Genomic DNA, 21833 nt, shown 5'->3' on the forward strand with positions numbered 1-21833 from the left:
TTAGCGATATGCATATTTATTTGTGCACACCGAGCGCGCCGACGAGCAGTTCCCTTTGACGCGAGAGGGACGGATATTGCCTACTTCTTTCTCTTGGCTTCCGACTCTTTGGGCGTTGCGGTCGTCGCAACGGATGGCGTGCTGGCCGGAACCGCTGTCGCAGGGGCGGAAGCCGGCACCGCCGAGGCCGCGGCGCTCTTTGGCTGCGGTTTCCGGCCGGCGAAGAGGCTCTTTGCCGACCCGCGCGAGGAGAGATAGGCCAACGACAGACTCGTCACCATAAAGATAATCGCGCAAGAGACCGTGAGCTTGCTCAAGAACGTCGCGGCTCCGCGAGTTCCGAAAACGGTCTGGCTGGCGCCGCCGAAGCTCGCGCCGATGTCCGCCCCTTTTCCATGCTGAAGAAGAACGATGACAATCAAGAAGATACAGACCGAAACGTGAAGAATCGTCAGAAACAGAACCATGCCTACTCCTTGAAATGAATGATTTGGGAAAAGCTCTTGGGATCCAAGCTGGCTCCGCCCACGAGCGCGCCGTCGATATGCGGCTGTGCCATGAGATCTTTGATGTTTTCCGGCGTCACCGAACCGCCGTAAACGATCCGAATTTTGTGCGCCACGTCCCGCCGAAAGATCGCGGATAACTTTTCGAAGATGAATCCGTGAACTTCTTCGGCGGTTCCCGGCGAGGCCGTATCCCCCGTACCGATCGCCCAGACCGGTTCGTACGCCACCACTAAATCCTCCGCCTCGGCGTCGTTCACGCCGCGCAGCCCTTCCCGAAGCTGGGACTCAACCACGTCGAAGGTCTTTTTCTGTTCCCTCTCGGTTTCGGTTTCGCCCACGCACAAGATCGGTTTGAGCCCGTTGTCGATCGCCGCCTTCACCTTCTTGTTGACGATCAGATTCGTCTCACCGAAATGCTGGCGCCGCTCGGAATGGCCCACAATGACGTAGGTGCATCCGACGTCGACCAACATGGGCGGCGAGATCTCACCTGTGAAGGCCCCGCTGTCCTCATGGAAAACGTCCTGCGCCGCAATTTTGATCGGTGTTCCCTGCGCCGCAATCTCCGCGGGCTGAAGGGAAACAAACGGCGGGGCGACCGCCACTTCAATTTCCTGTTTTCCGGACAAAAGGGCCTTGAGTTCCGTGACGAGACGGATCGTCTCCGTCGCGGTCTTATTCATCTTCCAATTGCCGATGATGATTCTCTGTTTCATGGCGGGCGCGGGAGTCTACACCGCCAGTGCCGTGAGTCCAGGCAAACCGTTTCCCTCAAGATATTCAAGGGTTGCGCCTCCTCCGGTGGAGACATGGGTCATGCGGTCGGCCATCCCGACTCTCGCGACGGCCGCCGCGGAATCTCCTCCCCCTACAACCCGAATCGAGGAAAATTCTCCAAGAATTCGAGCCAGGCCGTTCGTTCCGGCATCAAAAGGAGGCTTCTCAAAAAGCCCCAACGGACCGTTCCAAAAGATCGTTTTTGCATCCTGAAGCGCTTGGCCGTAAAGGCGAACCGTTTCGGGTCCGACGTCCAGCCCCGTGGCGTCGTCCGGAATCTCCTGCCCTTGAATCGTTTTCGGTTCGCCGGGATTCTCGATGCTGTTGCCAACGACAAAATCTTTCGGAAGCAATACCTGAACGTTTCTTGTCTTGGCCTGTTCGAGAATCCGCTTCGCCCGATCCAGCTGGCCGTTCTCGACCAGCGACTTGCCGATCCCGTGTCCCGTCGCCTTCAAAAACGTGAAGACCATGGCTCCGCCCAAGAGGATCCGATCGACGTATCGCAAGAGGTTCTCCACCACTTTGATCTTGTCGGACACCTTGGCTCCGCCCAGGACGACGGCGAACGGCCGCTGCGGCGAGGAAACCAACGGGGCCAGAAACTGAAGTTCTTTTTCCACGAGAAATCCGGCGGCCCGTTGATCGAACAGGCGCGGAAGCGCGTCGGTCGATGCGTGCGCGCGATGGAGAGAGCCGAAAGCATCGGTGACGTAAACCTGACGCTGGTGGCGGAGTTCCGCCGCGAACTTCGGATCGTTTTTCTCTTCTTCGGCGTGGAAGCGGAGATTTTCGAGCAGCACCACATCCTCCGATTTTTGTGTGGCCAGAATGCCGCGAACGCCGTCCCCAATACAATTGTCGGGGACAATCACCTCGCCGGAGATCAGGCGGGCGAGCGCCTCCGCCACAGGGACCAAGGAATATTTCGGATCGGGCTTTCCTTTCGGGCGTCCCAAATGCGAAGCCATCACCACACGGGCCTTTTTGTCCACGAGGTACTTCAGTGTCGGCAGCATTCCCCGGATACGGGTGTCGTCGGTGACCCGTCCATCCTGAATCGGAACATTGAGGTCGGCCCGAAGGAAGACCGTCTTGCCGCCCACCTCCACCTCTTTGAGGGTCCGGATTTTTCCTTGCGCCAGCTGAATCGCCATAGCCACCCCCTCAATTACGACACCACCACAAAATCGATCTTGCCGTACGGTATGAAGATCCGTTCGAACGGGAGTTCGCTCTCGGTCAGCTTCATGTTGCTTAGCTCTTCCGCCTTCACCAAGAGACCCGCCCGCTTTTCCCGAAGCACGACGCCCGAGATCCGAACCGCGTTTTCGAGAAGCTCGCGCTCTTCATTGTTGAACACGTAGCGGAACCGAAACAGCGGCGTGTTGAGGAAGATCTCCACCCGTTTTCCGTCCAAATATTCGCGCTCTTCCCGGTGCTCCGCCATCGCGGGACGATCTATCGGAACTGGGGGGATCTGGCAAGAACGCTTCAGCGAGCGAGCCACTCGGCGGCCGCGAGCGTCGCGAGCGCCAGCAAAACGGATATCGGCGCGCGATGCTCCGTTAATTTTTTGACCCATGGGTGAACGGCGGGGTGACGCGCGTCATGGATTTTCCGTTCCTGTTCTTCCTTCCATTTCAGAACGACGATGTTCGTCGGTTCGTCCAGGCCGAAAAATCGCTCGGCGGGGAACAGAACTTTCAAGAATTGAGCGATATGTTTTCCGCTTGCGTCCGGGTATTCGTCGGAGAGAACATTCTGAAGCCCGTGACCGAGCTTTTCGGCCGACGCGTATCTCCGATGCGGCTCTTTGGCCAACGCTTTCGACAACACCGATTCGAGTGCGGGCGAGACCAAGGAATTCAACGGACGGATCGGCGGAATATCGCATTTTCGAACCGCCATAAGCGTATCGACTTCCTTTTCCCGGAGAAAAAGCCTGCGGGACGTAAGAATCTCCCACAAGACGACTCCCAAGCTGAATACATCCGAACGTTTGTCCGTGGGAACGCCGCTCGCCTGCTCGGGCGACATATAGCTGAATTTTCCCCGAATGATTCCCGGCTGCGTCTGGATGCCCTTGTTCTGGGCGTCCGCGATGCCGAAATCGGCGATCTTGGCGACGCAGTCCCGTGTCACCAAAACATTGGGCGGGCTGATATCGCGGTGAACGATTCCGAGCGGGCGGTCGAATCGGTCCGTTTTTGCATGGGCGTAAGCGAGCCCCTCACAGACATCCACGCCGATCAAAAGGGCGTCCTCAATCGGAAACGGAACGCCCAGCTCGATCTGCCGTTTGATGATCGTCGACAGCGGTTTTCCGTCCACCCACTCCATCGAAAAGAAATAGGTGTCCTCGATCTTCCCGAAGTCGAGAAGTTGGACGATATTGGGATGCCGAAGCGTGACGACGATCCGCGCCTCGTCGAGAAACATCTGCACGAATTTCGGCTGCGAGGCGTACTCCGGCAGGATCATTTTGATGGCAACCGGTTCGCCCGGTTCGGAGAAGGCGCGGTAAATCTCCGCCATCCCTCCGATGGCGATCTTCCGTTCAATCCAGTATTTGCCGAAGCGTTGCACGGCTCATCTTTCTATGTGGCCTAATTTTACTATACAACTGGGCTGGTCCGGCGCAACCAATTGAAATGTCAGGTATAAATTTCTAGGGTTGGGCGACTACGGATGCGTGATCGACTTTTCGTCGAGAACCTTGGCGAACTTGACCTTTTCGGCGGCGATCTCGCGAAGCGCCGTCACGATGATCTTGTTCTTCGATCGGACGAGGGGACTGGAGCCCTTGACCAGTTGGCGGGCCCGTTCGGCAGCCAAATGGACGAGACCGAACCGGCTTTCGACTTTTTCCAAGCAGTCTTGAATCGTGATCCGTGCCATGGGAGAGGGAGAGATACCGGTAAGTGCCGCCGGCTGTCAAGCCGCCCAAGCTCCGGGTCCGTTCAACGGCCTGCCAGAATCTGTATTAATGAGCGCCGCCGGGCTAACTCCAGCCGTTCGGCCTGGATAATGATATGAAGGTCCGTGACGGCATTGTGAATCCGTTCGTTGACCACGACGTAATCGTACCACCGCATGGCGCGAATCTCGGACTTTGCGGCGCGAAGGCGCCGCTTCATCTCTGTAACGCCCTCGCCTCCCCTTCGGGAGATGCGCCGCTTAAGTTCCAAAAGACTGGGCGGAACGATCAGTATGAATACGGCGTTTCGAAACTTCTTTCGGATCGACCGCGCTCCTTGCGCTTCAATGACCAAGACCGCGTCTTTTCCTTTTCGAAGAATGCCGTCGATGGTTCGTTTGGACGTTCCGTACAGGTCTCCGTACACCCTCGCCCATTCCACGAACGACTTCTTTGAAATCATTCGCTGGAACACGGTTTTGGAAATAAAAAAATAGTCTCTTCCGTCTCTTTCCCCGGAGCGGGGGGAACGCGTGGTGTGCGATATCGTTTTGTGAATGCGCCGGTCCTTCCGAAGGAGGCGCTTCACAAGCGTTGTTTTTCCCGCACCGGATGGCGCGGAAACCACAAACAGAATACCGCTATTCCAGGTTCTGGGCCTGCTCACGGATCTTTTCAACCTCCGCTTTTACCAAAATCACGTCTCCGGTGATATCGAGATCGGGCGACTTGGAACCGATCGTGTTGATCTCGCGGTTCATTTCCTGGAGCAGGAAGTCGATTTCCCGCCCGACGCTCCCTTTCGAACCCAAAAGCTCCTCCAGTCTTTTCAAGTGGCTCTTCAAGCGGACGACCTCTTCCGTGACATCGTCTTTTTCCACCAGCAAAGCCAGCTCGACGTTCACGCGGTCCCAGGCAATCTCTTTGCCGTTTAAGAGCTCCGTCGCACGCGTTCGCATCCGATCGATTCGTATTCGACCCGCCTCCCCTATTTGATGCGAAACCCTTTCCACCGCCCGTTCGATGGTCTGCCTCCGGCGGCCGATATCCGCCACCAGCGCTTTCCCCTCTCGCCACCGGAATTCGCGCAGTTTTTCCAGCGCTCCCCTGGCCGCTTTCTGAAAAAGCCGGGATGCATCCGATCCAAAGGGAGACCGGTCATCGCGCGAGGATGCGAGGGCGACCGCTGTTTCGAGCAAAACGGGTGTCGGAATTCCAAGTTTCTTTCGAAGCCGCTCCAGCTCCCGCCAGCGCCCGATGACCACCGGCTCCGAAAACCCGTTGTTCTTTCGCGCGGCGAGCGGCTCGGCTTTCAAAACTAGATCGATTTTCCCGCGGGAAAATTCCTTTCTCACGAGCCCCGCCAGGTCGTGCTCGAGTTCCAGAAGCTCTTTGGGGGCCTGGATTCGAACGTCACAGAATCGATTGTTCACCGAACGCGCCTCCACGACGTAGCGATATTCTTTCCCTTTCGCCACGCCGCGGCCGAATCCGGTCATGCTGGACGCCATGCCGAGATCCTATCCCGGATTATTCGCGAAGGAAACGCTGAGTTTGCCGCATCTCTGCGTTGGACGCCTGCGAGCGGTCCTCATTTACGTTTCTTGTAAACTCCGGTCCGTTCTCGGCGCCCGCCTTAACCTGCGTCAAACTGAGCGTTTCGAAGTAACTCGATGCGTCGCGGCCTAATCCGCCGTTCTCTTCGGCACAAGAATCACAAACGCGATCGCCTGGTCGTCGGTGTGGGAGAGCGACACGAGCGGCCGATATCGCGAAAAGAAACGACGTACCGACGAACTCTTGGAACGCGGGCGGAAAGAGGGCGCGCCGTCTTTGTCGTTCCGAACCTCGGCGTCCGTCACATGGAGAGGCAAGATTCCGCGCGCGGCCTTGACGAGGGCCTCTTTCGCACAGAACCGGACCGCAAAATGCGGCGCCGGATCGCGGAAAGAAGCGCAGTATTTCATTTCGTCGTTTGAAAAGAGCCGTTCGTAGAAACGGCGGTGCCGGGACACCTTTCGCGACCGAAACGAAGAGACCGACTCGATGTCCACGCCGATTCCGACAGGCGCCGGATTCATCGAGCCGCGGAAGCCATCGCGGGGACCGGCGTCGCTTCGTCGATCAGCATGACGGGGATATCGTCCTCAATCCGGTAGCGAAGATTGCACGCACCGCAATCCAATGCGCTCTGTTCCGGATGATATTGGAGATCCCCCTTGCATTTCGGACAGACCAGAATGTCCAAGAGGTCTTTCGCCAGCATGCGCGTCACCTTAACGCGATTCTCGGGGGAAATATAGGGACACACAACTGGACCCGAATTATTTGGGAAAGAATGGAATGAATTCGGGTCCGGTCGTGTGTCCCCCGAATATGAACTGTATGTTATTGATTTCACCGGTACTATTACAGCCGTGCCGCATGCCGTGAAAATCGGCCGAAACGTGAGAATCGGCGAAAATTGTTCGATCGGCCGCTGCAAGGTCGGGGACAACGTCACGATCGCGCGCGGGAGTGTGATCGAAGACGGTGCCACGATTCACGACGGCGCGCGTCTGGCCGCACATTGTGTCGTCGGATCGGGCGCTACGATCGGCTCCCACGCACGATTGGGTGAGGGGTGCGTCGTGGAAGCCGGCGCCCGGGTCGACCGTCATTCCCGCGCCGCCGCCGGCGCAATCATCAAGCGAGGCTAACTCTGCCTCGACTTCCGAACTACCTCCTGGGCGCAGCGTTGGCCGCGGCTACGTTCTTCTATGGTGGAGACGGAGCCCCATTTCTTATACATGGCCTGATCGCCGCCGCGGCGCTGGCCGCCTTTTTCATTTGGCCGAAGGAGGAACAACCCACATGGCCATTCGCCAACCCGGCTTCCCGATTGATCCTCGTTTTGCTGATCGGCTTTGCCCTTCAAGCATATGGATCGCCGAATCGATGGGAGTGGATTCAATCCATCTTGTGGGCCGTCGATGCCCTCCTTCTCGTCGCGCTCTTTCGAACTCCTTCTTCCCGGAAACCGTCCGCAAAAGTCGTTGTGGCAGCCCTTCTCGCCGTCTGCCTCCTGGAAGTCCTCCTGCTTCCCTTTGCCCCGTTGATCGATTTCACGCGGGCCGGCACGTTCGTCAACGCCAACCATACGGCGGCTTTGCTGACGTTCGGGTTTTGGCTTGCGTTTCGCACCAGCCGTCCGCTCTTTTTCGGCGACCACGAACAAAGCGCGAACTGGCGGACACTTCTGACCTCCGTTCTCGCCTGCGGCGTGATCCTCTGTTTCTCGATGGGCGCCACGCTCGCTCTCGCTCTCGCCAGCGTTCTGTTCCTCCTGCGGAATCACATTAAGCCGAAAATTACCGTACCGGTCGTCTTCCTGATCCTCCTCGGCGTTCAAATCCACTTCGCCTACGTTGAAGAGGAGACCGCCGGAAAAATCCTCGCCGCCGTCGCCCCGACCAAGGTAAATGACGATACCCGCCGGGGGATGACCCGGGCCGCCGTCGCACTCTGGAAAGAGCGCCCTCTCCTGGGCCATGGTCTCGGCTCGTATGCGGAGCGCTTTCCGTCCGTCGCCGATATCGAGACCACCGACCGCGTCGCCAACTACGCCCACCACGACGTCCTTCAACTTCTCGCGGAACTAGGCACGCCGCTTTTCCTCATCGCAGCCTGGCTTGTCACGATGCTCTTTCTCTCCCTTCTCAAGCATCACAAGGAAGGATCGTTCGAGAACCACCGGTTACGTCAGGCGGTGTTTTGGAGCGGCGTCACGCTGGGTTTCCATTCGCTTGTCGATTTCCCCTGGCATGTGCCTCTGGTCGCGCTCGCGATTTTAGCCCTTTGCGCCGAGTCGATCGCCTCGCCGAGAGCGGGCGGGATCCGGTCCCGCGGCCTGATTTCCTCCTTCGCGATCCTTCAACTTGCCGCCGTCGTTCTCTTTTCCATCGGGGGAGCGCTTATGCGCTTCGGTGGAAGTCCTACGATCGCCTCTCTGCTCCGGCCTGGAGATCCAGTTCCAGCCATGCGGGAGGCGCAACGACTGCTTCAAAAGGGAGACGCCGCTGAAGGCGTCCGTTGGATACGCAAGGCGGCGGCGCGAGCCCCGTACAACTCTGATGTGTTGGAGATTCTTGGGACCGTTCTCAGTGCGAACCGAGAATACCAGGATGCCGCTATTCCCATGGAGAAGGCCGGTTTATACGATCGCCGCAACGGAAAACGGCTGGAAAGAACGGTGACGTGGCTCTTGGAGCACGGATTTTCGGAACCGGGCTTTCGATTAGCTTCGGAGTTCCGACATCTTCCACATTATTGGCGATCCGTTTGCCTCCGAACCATGGCCGGATTCGCCGACGATCCTCTGTTGTTGCGACGCTGCATCGACGCCCGAAGTCCGGACATGCGGCGCGAGCTTGCCCTATTTTTGCAGGAGAGAGGCCAGATACAAGCGGCCTTCGAGGAGGCGTTTCAATCGATCGCTCCACCCATACCCGTGGATTGGATCCATTGGTATTCCGAGCTCACGATTCGGGCGTCCCAGCATGAAAGAGCTTTAAATCAACTGAAACCGTTCTTCGACGGCGCGAATCCCGATCCGAGTTCGTTCCATCTGGCGGGCAAAATACTCTTGGCGGCCCATCTTCCGGACAGAGCCGTTCCTTTCCTCGACCGCGCGGCGAATCTGGCCGGCGTTCCCGCGACCGTCTGGCCCGATATGCGGCGCGCACTTGAACTCGGCACCGAATCCGAAACGTGCCAAACGTTGGCGGAAAAATGGCTGAAGGAATGGCCCCATTCGCCTTCCCCACATCTTGCCCAGGCGATTTGTTTTCATCGAACGGGGAAGTTGAACCATGCGCTCTTCGAGGTGCAGCAGGCACTCCAGATGGACGTCGGAAACCAGGATGCGTGGAGCCTAAAGATTGACGTCTGGTCCCGGCGGGGAATGCCCGATCGCGCCGTCGACACGGCGTGCGAAAGCCTCTCCGCCCTTCACGGTAACGCTCAATATCTTCAGATCTGCATCCGCGGCCTCGCTCAAAGCGGCCGATGCTCCAGTCTTCGAACCGCCTGGGAGACGAACAAATCCCGTTGGCCGGATAAAACGCGCTGGAATACGCTGGCGGGAGAGTTGATGGATTCGTCCAATGGCGCCGTCCGGAAATGCCTGGGGAATCCATGAAGATTCTCGTCATCAATCAATATTTCCCGCCGGATCGCGCGGCGACGGCCCTTTTGTTGGGCCAACTCACGGCCGACCTCTCCCGGTCGGAAAACATGACCGTCGTTTGCGCTCAACCGACGTACAACCCGGACTCACGGATTTCCGAGAACCTGTCCCGCGTTCAGATGATGCGAATTCCGATGCTCCCCTTCTCGCGCTCCAATCTCTTTGTCCGAGTCATCAACTATTTCTTATTTCTGTTCGGCGCCGTCTTTCGAACGATGTTTTTGCCTCGTCATGACATCCTTCTCTGCTGGACCGATCCGCCCCTCGTGGGTCTCATCGGCGCCCTGGTAAGTGCCGTCAAGGGGGGAACGTTCGTATTTGTCTCCCAAGATGTTTATCCGGAAATCGCGGCCGCGGTTGGAAAGATGAGCGACCCCATCAGCCGAAGCATCTTACGGTGGGCGTCGAGCATCATTTTGAATCGCGCGGCCGCCGTCGTCGCGGTGGGCGAGGATATGAAAAAACGCCTCGCGGCCAAAGGGTGCCCCTTCCGCAAGATCCACGTCATCCCGAACTGGCAGGATCTCGAGGCGCTCAAGCCCACGGACCCCACAATTTTTCGAAAAGCAAACGGCATTCCCGAATCCGCCTTCGTCGTCATGCACTCCGGCAATATCGGTTTTTCACAGGATCTTGAAACCCTGCTCGCCGCCGCCCAAGCCACTCGCGATGAGCCCGATATTCAGTTCGTGATCGTGGGAGATGGCGCGCGAAAAAACCATTTCGAAGCGCAAGCGAAACGGATGGAACTCGGCAATGTTCGGTTTCTCCCCTACCAGCCCGGCGACCACCTCGCGGAATCCTTAAGCGCCGCGGACCTTCATTACGTATCGCTCGATCCGAAGCTCACCGGATATATCGTCCCGAGCAAGATCTACGGCATTCTGGCCGTCGCCCGCCCGGTCCTGGCCAATGTGCAGCCGGGGAGCGAGGTGGACCGGATCGTTCGATCCGCCGGATGCGGTGTTGTCTGTCCACCCGATGCCGACGAAATCGCAAAAGCGATTCGCCAGCTCCGCGCGGATCCGCACAACCTCAAACGGATCGGCCAGAAGGGACGGGAGTGGATCGAGGAAAACGGCGGACGAAAACGCGCTACGGAACGTTACCACGCGCTTCTGGCCGCCTTGTTGAAAGAACCCCCCAGCGGATCCATCAAGGACGTGCCCGTTTGACCAACTCTTGGATCCCGTTCAACGTGTCGTCGGCAACCCGATCCCAGCAATACTTCGCTAGAACCAGACTCCGGTTCTTTTCTCCGATGGCCTGACGATCGCCCGCAGACATTTGAGACACTTTTTCCAAGGACTCGATTAATCCGGTTAAATCATCTTTTTCGAACGTGAAGACCTGCGCCTGCTGTGCAAGATCGGGAATGACTCCCACGCGAGCGGCCACGATGGTGAGCGCAGATGCCATGCCCTCCAAAACCACCGTGGGAAATCCTTCGGCCCGGCTTGGGAGAACGAGGGCGTCGACCTGTGAGTAGACGCTCCGAAGGGCCCTTTCTTCGCGAATTTCGCCGAGGAAACGAACGTTCCTGAGGCTCGACTTTTCTTGAACGGGATGATGACCCACCACACAAAACTCGGCCGTCGGAATCTTGATCGCCGCGCGTAGAAACAGATCGAGCCCTTTTCTCGGTTCGTCGCGCCCCACAAAAAGAAACCGAAACGTCGAACGTGGAATGCCCCGGTCGGAAGATCCTGATACGGGCGACAAGAAAGCGGGAGATACGGCATTCCCGAGTCGAAGAAGGACTTCGGCCCGAACCCCGATCTCCTGAACAAGGATGCGATCGAAAAACTCACCAAAACTTACAATCCCGTCGGCACGCAAAAGCAGTTGCGTGAACGCTCTGCGCAGGGGAAGGAGCTGTAAACGGGAAAGGATTCCGGATCCAAGTTGAAAGCTCTCCAGGCCATGTGGATGGACGATCAAAGGACACTTTGGCTCTTTCAGGGACATGGCCGTCAGACCATGGGCGAAGATCACGTCATAGGTTCCATCCGCAAGACGTGCTCCAATTTCTTCCGAAAACCTTCTATTTTCTCTGACGTAATGTCCGGGGAAGGCGGCACTGCCGGGCCAAGAAATCCATTGAACGCCCGCGATCTCCGGGTGTCCCGAGGCGGGCGCCGACGCGAATACGTCTATAAGTGCATCGCGCTCCCGGAGAGTTTCCATATGGAACCGCGCATACTTCGCCATCCCCCCCATCTGGAGAGGGAACAGGGCGTCTGTCAGGTAGGCGATGCGCACAACTCATTGCCACTCCTACCTGACCTTGGTTTATTGTGGAAATATGCCCCGCGTTAGGAAAATTCACGTCGAACCGATTCAAGCTACACTGTAGTCGATGAGAACCATTCTCTACGGTTCGCCGTTTAATCATTCCGTGAGCGGTGCGGATGAAAGCTTGCTCACGTTACTCAAATTTCTTTCGAAAGAACATTGGCGCCCCGTCGTCGTCACGCCTTGGCGATCCGCGTATGCCGAAAAATACAGGGCGCTGGGTGCGCAGGTGATTCGGTTTCCCATGTTACGAATCATCCGGACCTTTAATCCCCTCTACTGGATCCTCTTCTTGGTTTGGTTTCCGATTGAAGTGGGCCTTTTCGTCTTTTCGATTCTCCGCGTCCATGCCGACATCGTGCACTCCAATATGGATTCCCTGATTTCTCCCTTGGTCGCCGCGAGAATTATCGGTGTTCCCGCAGTCCTCCACTATCGGGCGAAAACCGTGGATGAACCGAAGTGGTTTTTTGATCGTTTCCTTCCGCTCCTTGTCGCTCTCAGCCATCGCATCGTGGCCATCAGCCGCGCGACCGCCCGACCGTTTTTCAAAAGAGATCTCGGTGCGAAAGTTCAGGTTTGCTACAACGGTCTCGATTTGGGCCGTTTTCGAAATGTCTCAAATACGCGCCTTATCGAATTGTTTCCGGAATTGTCGAAACGGCGGATCGTGTTGTTCGTCGGGCGACTGGATCCGCAGAAGCGCCTGGAGGATCTGATCCAAGCCGCTCATGAAATCGTATCGGTCCGTAAAGACATTACGTTCGTCATTGCCGGAGGAGATCCCAACGTTTCCCTGGAAACAGATCACAAACTCCATTTGGAGCAGGAAATCGCTCGCCTGGGACTTGGAGCGCATTTTCTTTTCTTGGGTCGAAGAAGCGACGTTCCTGATCTCCTGGCCTCGAGTCACTGCTTTGTCTTCCCGGCGGAGAATGAAGGGTTCGGTCGGGCGGTCATCGAGGCGATGGCGTCAGGAATCCCGGTTATTGCCGCCAACTCAGGAGGCCCTCCCGAATTGCTCGAAGACGGGAAGCTCGGGTTTCTCGTTCCCCCGCGCGACCCCGCGGCTCTCGCTTCGGGCATACTTCGTGCGCTGGAATCAAAGGAGGCGCGAAAGGTCGCCCTGGCGGCAAAAGAATCGGCATTTAAGAAATTTAGCGCGGAACAGCACGCCAACCAGATTACGGCCGTCTATCAAGACATGTTGGGCGCGGGACACCCTCTCCACGAAAAGGTAACCTAGCTCCGAAATGACCTCTATCGACCTTTCGAAATTCGATAACAGAAACTTTCGTCGGGGCCGATCCTATTGGATCGAGGTCCTATGGCGAGTCGTCAGCGCGATTCTCTTCCAAAGCTCCTGGTTTCCCTTTTACGCCCCAAAGAGATTTCTATTGCGGTGCTTTGGCGGTTCCGTCGGCCGCGGCGTCCTGATCAAACCTCGAGTGACGATCACTTTCCCGTGGAAACTCCGTCTCGGAGATTTTTCGTGGGTTGGCGAAGAGGTCTGGCTGGACTCGCTGGATGAGATCCGAATCGGCGCCCACGCATGCATCGCCCAACGCGCCTACCTTTGCACCGGAACGCACGACTCGCGCATCCCCACGTTCGATCTGCTGACCAAGGCGATCGAGATCGGCGACGGCGCATGGGTCGGGGCCGGATCGTCGATCGCGCCCGGCGTTCACGTCGGTCCCGAAGCTTTCATTCAACTCGGCTCCGTCGTGGTGAACGACGTGCCGTCCCGAGCGATCGTGCGGGGCAATCCGGCGCAAAAGACCGGAGAGCGAAAGATCGAATCCCGTTGAAATTCACAGTCGTCAGCCACGCGGGCCTTCTGGTCGAAACGAAGGACGAATCTCTGCTTTGCGACCCTTGGGTGATCGGGAGCTGTTACTGGCGCTCCTGGTGGAACTACCCTCCCCCTCCGGCATCATTGATTCAGAAGCTCAAGCCGGGAACGATTTACCTGACACATGTGCATTGGGATCATTTCCATGGCCCATCGCTTCGGCGCTTCGCACCGGACACGCTCATGCTGGTGCCCAAAGCACACTTTACGCGGATGGTGGACGATCTCGCGGGCATGGGATTTACGCGGATCCAGGAACTTCCCCACGGTGTTTCGACGGAGATTTCGAACGGCTTCAACGTTACCAGTTATCAATTCGGCCCGGCCCTGGATTCAATTCTCGTCATCGAGTCCGAGGGACGAACGTTCGTCAATGCCAACGACTGCAAAATGATGGGAAGACCGCTTCGTCACTTGGCGTCACGCCACCCGAATGTGGACTTCGTTTTTCGGAGCCACAGCAGCGCCGGCCCCTACCCTTGGTGCGTCACTTCTAATTTTCCCGAGCAACATTTAAGACACCGTTCCAACGAGGATTACGCGGCCGAATTCTTGGCGTTCGCGGAACGTCTGGGAGCGAAGTACGCGATCCCCTTCGCCAGCAACCATTGCTTCCTTCATAAGGAGACGCGAAAGTTCAACTCCACCTCGGTTTCTCCCGTCATGATTAAGGAGTACTTCGACCAACATCGGACGACCTCGTCGGAATGCCGGGTCATGATTCCCGGGGATATTTGGTCCGATGCCGAGGGATTCGTCACGCAAACCCATGACTACTTTACCGCTCGGGACCGGCATATCGAGCTATTGGCGGAGAAACACAAGTCGACGCTCGAAATGTTCTACGCTCAGGAAGATCGGGTAGCGCCCCATTGGCCGAGCTTTCAGAAATATTTTTCCGCGCTCCTATCGGCGTTGCCACCTCTTTTTTCGAGGTTCTTTCCGGCTCTCGTCATATTCAACCCGACCAGCCCGGCGGGGCGCGCCCGTTGGCTTGTCGATTTCAGGAAGCGGGTGGTTTCGGACCGGCCGGATCCCACGCTCGTCCCGGACGTGGAAGTGACTCTTCATGCCAATGTCCTGCGGGACTGTTGCCGGAAACGGATGTTTTCCGTATTCACCGCGAGCAAGCGAGGACAGTTTCATCTCCACACGCCCTCCGCCCTCCGACTTTATTTCATGTTTCTCGTCCTCATGGACGCCTATGAAAGCGGATATTTTCCGGTCCGGCTATGGTTTCGCCGTCGTTTTTTGGCCAATTGGATCCGACGTTGGAGGGAAATCCTTTTCAATGCGGGCATGTTGTTCTCCCTCGCTTTCGGCCGAGGGAACCGCCTGCGTCCTGTGGACCATATTCGGGAATGATATGATGCCGACCGTGATTCCACTACTGGACTTGAAGGCTCAGTTGGCCCCGCTGAAAGAGGATCTGATCGCTTCACTTCGAAGTTTGACGGAGACGACCGATTTCGTTTCCGGGAAAATGGTCGAACGCTTCGAGAAGGAGTTCGCACAGTATCTCGGTGCTGATCACGTCGTCGGCTGCGCCAACGGCACCGATGCGTTGGAGTTATCGCTCCGGGCCCTGGGCCTTTTGCCGGGAGAGAAAGTCATCACGCCGGCCCTTTCATTTTTCGCAACCGCAAGCGCCGTAGTTCACGCCGGCGGCATCCCCTGTTTCATCGATGTGGATCCGGATACCGAGGTCATGACACCGGATCATTTGGAAGCCTTTTTGAAAAAAGCGGCGGCAAGGGGAGAGAAGTTTCGCGGCGTGATCCCCGTCCATCTTCGGGGGAATGCCTGCTCAATTCAAAAGATCATCGACGTAGCACGCCGTTTTGGCCTCTTCGTCTTGGAAGACGCGGCGCAGGCGCACGGAGCGCGCTTTAAAGATCAACGGGTAGGCACGTTCGGTGATGCGGCGGTATTCAGCTTTTATCCGGGCAAGAATTTGGGCGCCCTGGGTGACGGCGGAGCCGTGGCGACCAACGACAAGGAGGTGGCGGATAAACTGCGACTCCTTTGCAATCACGGCCGGACGGGAAAATATGACCACCGGGTCATGGGCCGAAATTCCCGCTTAGACACGATCCAGGCGGCATGGCTGAGCATAAAACTCAAACATCTCGATTCATGGAACGAGCGCCGGCGAAAGGTCGCGATAAAATACCAAGCGCTCTTGGCCCCTCACCCGAACCTTCGTCTCAGTCGAGTGACCGAAGGTGCGCAACCGATCTGGCACCACTTCACGATCCGCCATCCCGATCGTGAACGGATCGCATCACACATGAAGAGCCGGGGTGTATCGACCGTTGTTCATTATCCGGTTCCACTACACTTACAACCCGCCTTGCGCGGATGCAGCCTAGCTACGGAAGCCATGGCCGAATCCGAATCCATCAGCCTCACAACGCTGTCGCTCCCGATTTATCCAGAATTGTCCGATGACCAGATTGATTTTGTCGTGCACGCCTTGATCGAGGCGACTTCCTAGCCTTCGTTCAATCCCGAGCTTATACTTTTCGACGTGTCTCGTGCCGCCCTGAACTTCGGTCTTCTCGGTTGTGGTCGAATCGCGCCACGACACGCCGAGGTTCTACAGGCGGGAATCGAGGGAGCCAAACTAAGCGCTGTTTGTGACATCGATCCGAAGCGGGCCGAAGCCATGGGACGAAAGTATGGCGTTCCCTGGTATGCGGATCCCGAAAAATTCTTACGGGAAGCCACGCTCGACGTCGTAAATGTTCTCACTCCAAGCGGTCAGCATGCCCGCGACGTTTCGATGGTCGCCCAGCACAAGAAGCATGTCGTCGTCGAAAAGCCGATGACCCTCACGCTGAAAGACGCCGAAACCATGATCCGAGAGTGTGATCGTTCCGGAATCCGGCTCTTTGTCGTGAAGCAAAACCGGTACAACCTGCCGATTCAAGCATTACGCAAAGCGGTCGAGAACGACCGTTTCGGAAAGATGGTGATGGGAACGGTCCGCGTGCGGTGGTGCAGGCGGCAGGACTATTACGACCAAGATTCATGGCGCGGCACATGGGCCATGGACGGCGGCGTTTTCACCAACCAGGCGAGCCACCACATCGACATGATCGAGTGGATGATGGGGGAAGTCGATTCGGTATTCGCGAAGACCGTGACCCGATTGGTGGATATCGAAACCGAAGACACCGGCGTGGCGGTACTGAACTTTCGAAGCGGAGCCCTGGGAATTATCGAAGCCACGACGGCTACGCGACCGAAGGACCTGGAAGGGTCCATCACGATCATGGGGGAAAAGGGAACCGTGGAAGTGGCGGGATTCGCCATGAACGAAATCCGCACATGGAACTTCGAGAATCCCCTTCCCGAAGACAAGACCATCGTCGCCACGGCCCGCGAGAATCCGCCGAACGTTTACGGCTTCGGCCACCGGGAATACCTCCGGCACGTCGTCGAAAGCATTCGAAACCAAACCCGGGCCCTTGTGGACGGCGTAGAGGCGATGAAGTCGATCGTATTGATCAACGCTCTTTATGAATCGGCGGAAACGGGCAAAGAAATCCATCTGAAGTTCCGCCCACGGCATAGTCGTCTGGGGAGAAGAAAGGACAACGCGGCTTAAGTTTGCGTAAGGGTCTACACGCGTCGATTTGGGGACGGTGGGCCCTTGCTTCGGCCTGCGCCCTCATCCTTTGGGAACTTATCGCGCGGGGATTCATCACGGCCCCGCGCAACTACATCTACGATCCCGCCCTACGTTTTGCCTATATCCCTGGCGCGCGAACGCTAAGCAGCGGTGAAGGATTTGCCGAAATCCGTTACAACTCCCTCGGCCTCCGCGGACCCGAACCCGACCTCGATCGACATCCATTCGTCGTAATCACTGGAGACTCCTTTACCGAAGCAGACTCAATGCCGGATCGCGAATTATTCACAGCCGTGGCCCAACAAAATTTAGGACAGCGCGGCCGAAACGTCCAAGTCGTCAATGCCGGACGGAACGGGGACGATTTTTTTCAACAGCTGATTCTGCTTGACCGGATCTTCCGACCTCATCATCCCGATCTCGTGGTTCTTCAGGTCGACGAATGGATGTTGGATTGGATCGACCGTCCTCAGCCGTTTCAATTTCGCGTAACGGAGGACGAGCTTCTGGAGATCGAGCCTCCGCAGCCACGAAGCGAATCTCCTTGGAGAACTCGAATTCGCCGGCCTGTCTATTATTCGGCTCTCGCGAATTTAATCGTCTTACGGTATTTCAATCTCGTCCGGCCCGATGATATCCGCTTGCCGATGGCACCGACGCCTCCCCAAGCACCCTTTCGGGACCTTACTTCCAAACAAGACCTTCTTCGAGTCACACTTCGAACGTTACAGAAGAATTATCCCAATCTCGCTATTCTCTATCTTCCCAAACTATCTTACCCCCAACTTGTTCAAACGGATCCAAACGAACTTCTGTTTCTAGGTACGGCAAACGCTCTGGGTTTGAGCGTGTACAACCCCCTCGAGGCCCTAAAGGCCGATTATGTGACCCGGCGGAAACCTCATTTCGGATTTCACAACTCCGGTATGGGTGCCGGGCACCTCAATCAGGACGGGCATAAGGTTGTGGGAGACTTTCTGGCAAAGGTCATTTCGGAGAACTTGAAATGATCTTTTCCAGCTGGGCGTTCGCCCTATTTTTCACCGTTGTCATACTCGGTCTTCTCGTATCGCCATCGCGCAATTACAGAAGCTGGTTCCTTTTGGCCGCGAGTCTGTTTTTTTACGGTTATTGGGATGTTCGATTTCTTCCTCTGATTCTTTTCACAACTTGGATTGATTTCGAAGTGGGCAAGTATATTCACCGGTCAAAATCGTCTCGCTTTCGAAGATGGCTTCTCGCGGCGAGCGTGGTCGCAAACCTCGGTGTCCTTGGCATATTCAAGTACGCGAACTTCCTCCTTACCACGGCCAATGCTCTCTTTGTAAGTACAGGGTGGCATTTCCGGACGCTCGACATCGTTCTGCCGCTCGGGATCTCGTTTTTCACGTTTCAGAGCATGAATTACACGATCGACATTTATCGGAATAAACTCGCGCCGACAAAGCGTTACCGGGATTTTCTCTTTTTCGTTTCGTTTTTTCCCCATCTGATCGCAGGCCCCTTGGTCCGTGCGGCGAACTTCCTTCCTCAAGTGGCTCGCCCTGTCACGCTCCGGTGGCGGAATTTTGAATCCGGCATTTGGTTGTTTTCGCAAGGATTGGTGAAAAAACTTCTGATCGCCGATCGAATCGCCTTTTTTGTTGATCCCGTCTTTTCCGATCCCGCCAGTTACAGCGGGTCCACGCTGTTGCTGGCCGTAATTGCGTACTCGATCCAGATCTACTGTGACTTTTCCGGCTATAGCGACATGGCGATCGCCCTCGCCCGTTCGCTCGGGTTCACCTTTCCGGAGAATTTCCGGATGCCGTACCTCTCCCTGAACGTTACGGAGTTTTGGCAACGCTGGCATATCACGCTGTCCAACTGGCTTCGCGATTATCTTTATATTTCGTTGGGCGGCAATCGAAAGGGAAAGCGCCGAACGTACGTCAACCTTTTCATAACGATGGCCCTCGGCGGTCTTTGGCACGGCGCCAGTTGGAATTTCGTAATTTGGGGCGTCCTGCATGGGTCGGCGCTGGCCCTTCATCGAATGCTTTCGAGGGATCTTAAGACGCCCCTCCTCACGCACATGCCGAATTGGCTTGCATGGCTCCTCACATATGCTTTTGTCTGTTTCTGCTGGGTATTTTTCCGCGCTCCCACTCTTGTTGACGCCGCACTCATCCTGCGAAAGATCGTCACCTGGGATAGCTATGGCGTGGGCTGGTACTACACCGGCGTTCTACTCTGGATTCCCGTGATCATACTGGCGAATTGGATTGGAAGGCACAAAGGGCTCCCGCAACTTTCGCTCACCAGTTTTCGCGGCGCCTTCGCGTTGTTGATGATCGTTCTCGCCCTGATCGCCTTTGCTCCGCTCCAGTCCTCTCCATTTATCTATTTCCAATTTTAAACAATCTCCGTCCAATCCTGGCTCACTTGCCCCGGTGAAGCCCACACACGCGCTAAACGAGAGAAATTGGATTGTCCTTGGTAGAGCAAATGACCGCACTGCGTGAGCACGTAGAGATCGATAAGGCTTTCCTCCAAGACGCGCTTCAAATATTCCGGTTGGTTTTGAGAAGAGGCCCAATGATGGAGGCCCATCACGCCATTAATTTCGGGGAGGTGTTTGGGATAAAAGGCGAGAACTTCGGGGAATTCCCGTCGGAACTGCTGGAGAACGCCCGCGTTATCGGTGGCCAAAAACATTTGCTTCGCTCGGTTGAAGGGATCGCGTTTCAACCTCCCAATCAATTGATCCACGCCAGCGGCCGGCGATCGATCCGTATGTCGGACATGGACGCCGAACGTATCTTTGCCTATGTGAAGCTCTGTTGCAGCCTGCGTCACTTTCTTCTCAACGGCTTGGGTAAAATGAACATTTGTTCTCAAGATTTCCTCGTACAACGTGGGAACGAAATCGGCGCCGAATACGACATCTTCCACCATTCGCGCTGGATATCCGCCCGCCAAAGGTAAGGTCGCCCCGGTTGAGATTTCGGCGAGGAAACTCGGCCCCCGCCCTTTAGCAATCTCTAGTCTATGCTCAGGCTTAACGGGCCACACGCCGTTCACCGACCATCGACCGAACGTCAGGCATCGAACGAGTCTTCGTTTCCATTTCGGGTAGGCTACCGGCTCTTGGTACAGATCGTACGCAGCGGCTTCGGGATGATTTTTCCAGAGTGCTGGATAGACGGATTTCTGCGCTAACTCCGAAATGTTTCTCCAAGAGTCGGCGGTCTTTACGCCGGTGATCTGAAAGAATTCAAAGAATACATTCCGCCCTCTGGGTCCGAACAATCCGTCCGACCAATCCACAATCAGGGTCCGACCATTTCGAAGGCAGTATCCGATCGCCCATGCGAGCGTGATCAAACGATCGCCCAATCCGGCACAACCCTTAAGGACAAAATATCTTTCCTCCATGCGGCTAGCTCGTCGTCTCTTTGAGATATTCGAGAAGTCTCGCGGCCTGTGCCGCTGGACTGTAGTGATCTTTCGCAAACATACGGCCCTTTCGACCGATTTCGGAGATCTCCTGAGGGCTCATTCCGGCCAAGCGATCGGCTAATCCACGGACGTCGAACCGCTTGATTCCCAAGTAGTGCGCGCCGTCCGCCGGCATCGCCGGCATCCAGAAGTTCCAATCCTGGAGATCGATCTGGATGGGGCAAGCCCTGGAATAAAGGACCTCGTAAAAGCGAAAGCTGTCGTGCTGAAACAAAAATTGCTTCGAGGCTTCGTCGAGTCCCAAACCGTTTGCAATCTTCGACCCCCAGATAAACGGGCGACGGCGTATTTTGTCGAGGAACGAATAGGGCTGGTACAAGAGCGGGCGATACTCAAAATAACCGCAGATGGCTGAAAAGAGGAGATGGCGATTGAGCGCGTGGAAGTAATCGGGATCGTGGCGCTCCGTAGTTTGTTTCCAATAGATGTAATCCGGATCTTTCGCGTCCGCTTTCCAACCTGCGTGTCCCGAAGACAAACATGGTTTAAGTGGATAGCATTTGGACTGTTCCGAAAGAGCCGCGTGAAGGCGGCTTCGCACGTTATTGTCGGTGCGGGAATTGGACCCGATCACCGGATCTTGAGGCTCATCTTCCTTATAGAACCGATCGATGGCCCTCATGATGCGAGAGGTTAGGCCCATCGCCCAAGGTCGCATGTTCCGCCTATATTTGACGTTTCGGTAAAGGTTTCCCGAGGCAATCAACTCGAATCGTTCGTACGGCTTGTCCAGCCAGATCGGAGAGATCCAATCATTGCGATCCAGCAAGATATGGGGTCGATCTTTTCGGAAATTCGGATACCCATGTCGGAACAGTAGGTGGGCAAAGGAGGTGACGTAGCGATAATCGTAAACGGCGATGTCAAAGTCCGACTCGTCGTCTTCGGGGATTAGATAGCTGCTCACTTCAGGAATCTGCCAATAGTTCACGTTGCCGATCACCCGATGGCCGAGTTCCTGAAAGCCTTCCGCCAGGGCGACGATCTCATGGTAATACCGGTCCTTTCCATACGGGTAGACCGGCGTGACGAAGAACTTCGCGGTCAGTCGGGGCATCGATTCGTAAGGTTCACGTCCTTTCCCCCCGTTGTCAATTGAGCTTTCGAATCAT

Annotated in this window: 23 protein-coding genes; 10 read left to right on the plus strand and 13 right to left on the minus strand. The window is 56.4% G+C overall.

The window, feature by feature from the left end; translation table 11 throughout:
* Nucleotides 1-80 precede the first annotated feature (80 nt).
* The 10 genes from secG to VI895_05880 form a co-directional block, all read right to left on the minus strand.
* Nucleotides 81-467, minus strand: a complete 387-nt coding sequence (gene secG / locus VI895_05835; protein ID HLG19321.1) for a preprotein translocase subunit SecG — start codon at nt 465-467, stop codon at nt 81-83.
* Nucleotides 468-469: 2 nt separating this feature from the next.
* A complete protein-coding gene (tpiA, locus tag VI895_05840; protein HLG19322.1) occupies nt 470-1225 on the minus strand; it encodes a triose-phosphate isomerase in 756 nt (251 codons plus the stop codon).
* Nucleotides 1226-1240: 15 nt separating this feature from the next.
* Nucleotides 1241-2443, minus strand: coding sequence for a phosphoglycerate kinase (locus tag VI895_05845; protein ID HLG19323.1), 1203 nt, complete (start codon nt 2441-2443; stop codon nt 1241-1243).
* Between the two features lie 14 nt (nt 2444-2457).
* Nucleotides 2458-2736: a hypothetical protein gene (locus tag VI895_05850; GenBank protein ID HLG19324.1), complete on the minus strand. Its 279-nt coding sequence runs from the start codon at nt 2734-2736 to the stop codon at nt 2458-2460.
* A 44-nt stretch (nt 2737-2780) separates the two neighbouring features.
* Nucleotides 2781-3875, minus strand: coding sequence for a serine/threonine-protein kinase (locus VI895_05855; protein ID HLG19325.1), 1095 nt, complete (start codon nt 3873-3875; stop codon nt 2781-2783).
* A gap of 96 nt (nt 3876-3971) precedes the next feature.
* Entirely contained in the window at nt 3972-4187 is a 216-nt protein-coding gene (rpoZ, locus tag VI895_05860; GenBank protein ID HLG19326.1) for a DNA-directed RNA polymerase subunit omega, read from the minus strand.
* Nucleotides 4188-4249: 62 nt separating this feature from the next.
* Entirely contained in the window at nt 4250-4834 is a 585-nt protein-coding gene (gmk, locus tag VI895_05865) for a guanylate kinase (protein ID HLG19327.1), read from the minus strand.
* Between the two features lie 13 nt (nt 4835-4847).
* Nucleotides 4848-5717: a YicC/YloC family endoribonuclease gene (locus tag VI895_05870; protein ID HLG19328.1), complete on the minus strand. Its 870-nt coding sequence runs from the start codon at nt 5715-5717 to the stop codon at nt 4848-4850.
* Between the two features lie 174 nt (nt 5718-5891).
* Nucleotides 5892-6287 (minus strand): holo-ACP synthase, encoded by a 396-nt coding sequence (locus VI895_05875; protein ID HLG19329.1) that lies wholly within the window; start codon nt 6285-6287, stop codon nt 5892-5894.
* The gene (locus VI895_05880; GenBank protein ID HLG19330.1) at nt 6284-6472 is read right to left on the minus strand and encodes a Trm112 family protein; all 189 of its coding nucleotides are present in this window, start codon (nt 6470-6472) and stop codon (nt 6284-6286) included. The genes VI895_05875 and VI895_05880 overlap by 4 nt, the downstream gene beginning before the upstream one ends.
* A 151-nt stretch (nt 6473-6623) precedes the next feature.
* On the opposite strand from VI895_05880, the gene VI895_05885 reads away from it, so the two are divergent.
* Genes VI895_05885 through VI895_05895 form a run of 3 tightly spaced genes read left to right on the plus strand, consistent with a single transcriptional unit; the run spans nt 6624 to nt 10608 of the window.
* Nucleotides 6624-6905, plus strand: coding sequence for a DapH/DapD/GlmU-related protein (locus VI895_05885; GenBank protein ID HLG19331.1), 282 nt, complete (start codon nt 6624-6626; stop codon nt 6903-6905).
* Between the two features lie 38 nt (nt 6906-6943).
* Nucleotides 6944-9385 carry an O-antigen ligase family protein gene (locus tag VI895_05890; protein HLG19332.1) on the plus strand — a complete coding sequence of 814 codons (2442 nt, stop codon included), beginning with the start codon at nt 6944-6946 and terminating at the stop codon, nt 9383-9385.
* Nucleotides 9382-10608, plus strand: a complete 1227-nt coding sequence (locus tag VI895_05895) for a glycosyltransferase family 4 protein (protein HLG19333.1) — start codon at nt 9382-9384, stop codon at nt 10606-10608. Before VI895_05890 ends, VI895_05895 begins: the two co-directional genes overlap by 4 nt.
* On the opposite strand, the gene VI895_05900 is transcribed toward VI895_05895, so the two are convergent.
* A complete protein-coding gene (locus VI895_05900; protein ID HLG19334.1) occupies nt 10589-11695 on the minus strand; it encodes a glycosyltransferase family 4 protein in 1107 nt (368 codons plus the stop codon). The genes VI895_05895 and VI895_05900 overlap by 20 nt on opposite strands.
* A gap of 97 nt (nt 11696-11792) precedes the next feature.
* On the opposite strand from VI895_05900, the gene VI895_05905 reads away from it, so the two are divergent.
* From VI895_05905 to VI895_05935, 7 genes are read left to right on the plus strand one after another with little or no spacing between them, the layout of a single operon-like run.
* Nucleotides 11793-12974 carry a glycosyltransferase family 4 protein gene (locus VI895_05905; protein HLG19335.1) on the plus strand — a complete coding sequence of 394 codons (1182 nt, stop codon included), beginning with the start codon at nt 11793-11795 and terminating at the stop codon, nt 12972-12974.
* Nucleotides 12975-12981: 7 nt separating this feature from the next.
* Entirely contained in the window at nt 12982-13539 is a 558-nt protein-coding gene (locus tag VI895_05910) for a WcaF family extracellular polysaccharide biosynthesis acetyltransferase (GenBank protein HLG19336.1), read from the plus strand.
* Entirely contained in the window at nt 13536-14948 is a 1413-nt protein-coding gene (locus VI895_05915) for a hypothetical protein (GenBank protein ID HLG19337.1), read from the plus strand. The genes VI895_05910 and VI895_05915 overlap by 4 nt, the downstream gene beginning before the upstream one ends.
* A 1-nt stretch (nt 14949) precedes the next feature.
* On the plus strand, nt 14950-16080 hold the full coding sequence (locus VI895_05920; GenBank protein HLG19338.1) for a DegT/DnrJ/EryC1/StrS family aminotransferase: 1131 nt from the start codon (nt 14950-14952) through the stop codon (nt 16078-16080).
* 33 nt (nt 16081-16113) lie between these two features.
* Nucleotides 16114-17196, plus strand: a complete 1083-nt coding sequence (locus VI895_05925; protein ID HLG19339.1) for a Gfo/Idh/MocA family oxidoreductase — start codon at nt 16114-16116, stop codon at nt 17194-17196.
* Between the two features lie 2 nt (nt 17197-17198).
* The gene (locus tag VI895_05930; GenBank protein ID HLG19340.1) at nt 17199-18230 is read left to right on the plus strand and encodes a hypothetical protein; all 1032 of its coding nucleotides are present in this window, start codon (nt 17199-17201) and stop codon (nt 18228-18230) included.
* Complete coding sequence (locus tag VI895_05935) at nt 18227-19618, plus strand: MBOAT family O-acyltransferase (protein ID HLG19341.1); 1392 nt, start codon at nt 18227-18229, stop codon at nt 19616-19618. The genes VI895_05930 and VI895_05935 overlap by 4 nt, the downstream gene beginning before the upstream one ends.
* Here VI895_05935 and VI895_05940 read toward each other — a convergent pair.
* Nucleotides 19615-20637, minus strand: a complete 1023-nt coding sequence (locus tag VI895_05940; protein HLG19342.1) for a hypothetical protein — start codon at nt 20635-20637, stop codon at nt 19615-19617. The genes VI895_05935 and VI895_05940 overlap by 4 nt on opposite strands.
* Before the next feature lie 4 nt (nt 20638-20641).
* A complete protein-coding gene (locus VI895_05945) occupies nt 20642-21778 on the minus strand; it encodes a hypothetical protein (GenBank protein HLG19343.1) in 1137 nt (378 codons plus the stop codon).
* Between the last annotated feature and the right edge of the window lie 55 nt (nt 21779-21833).

The sequence above is a fragment of the Bdellovibrionota bacterium genome, assembly GCA_035292885.1.
In the GTDB taxonomy this organism is placed as follows: Bacteria; Bdellovibrionota_G; JALEGL01; order JALEGL01; family DATDPG01; genus DATDPG01.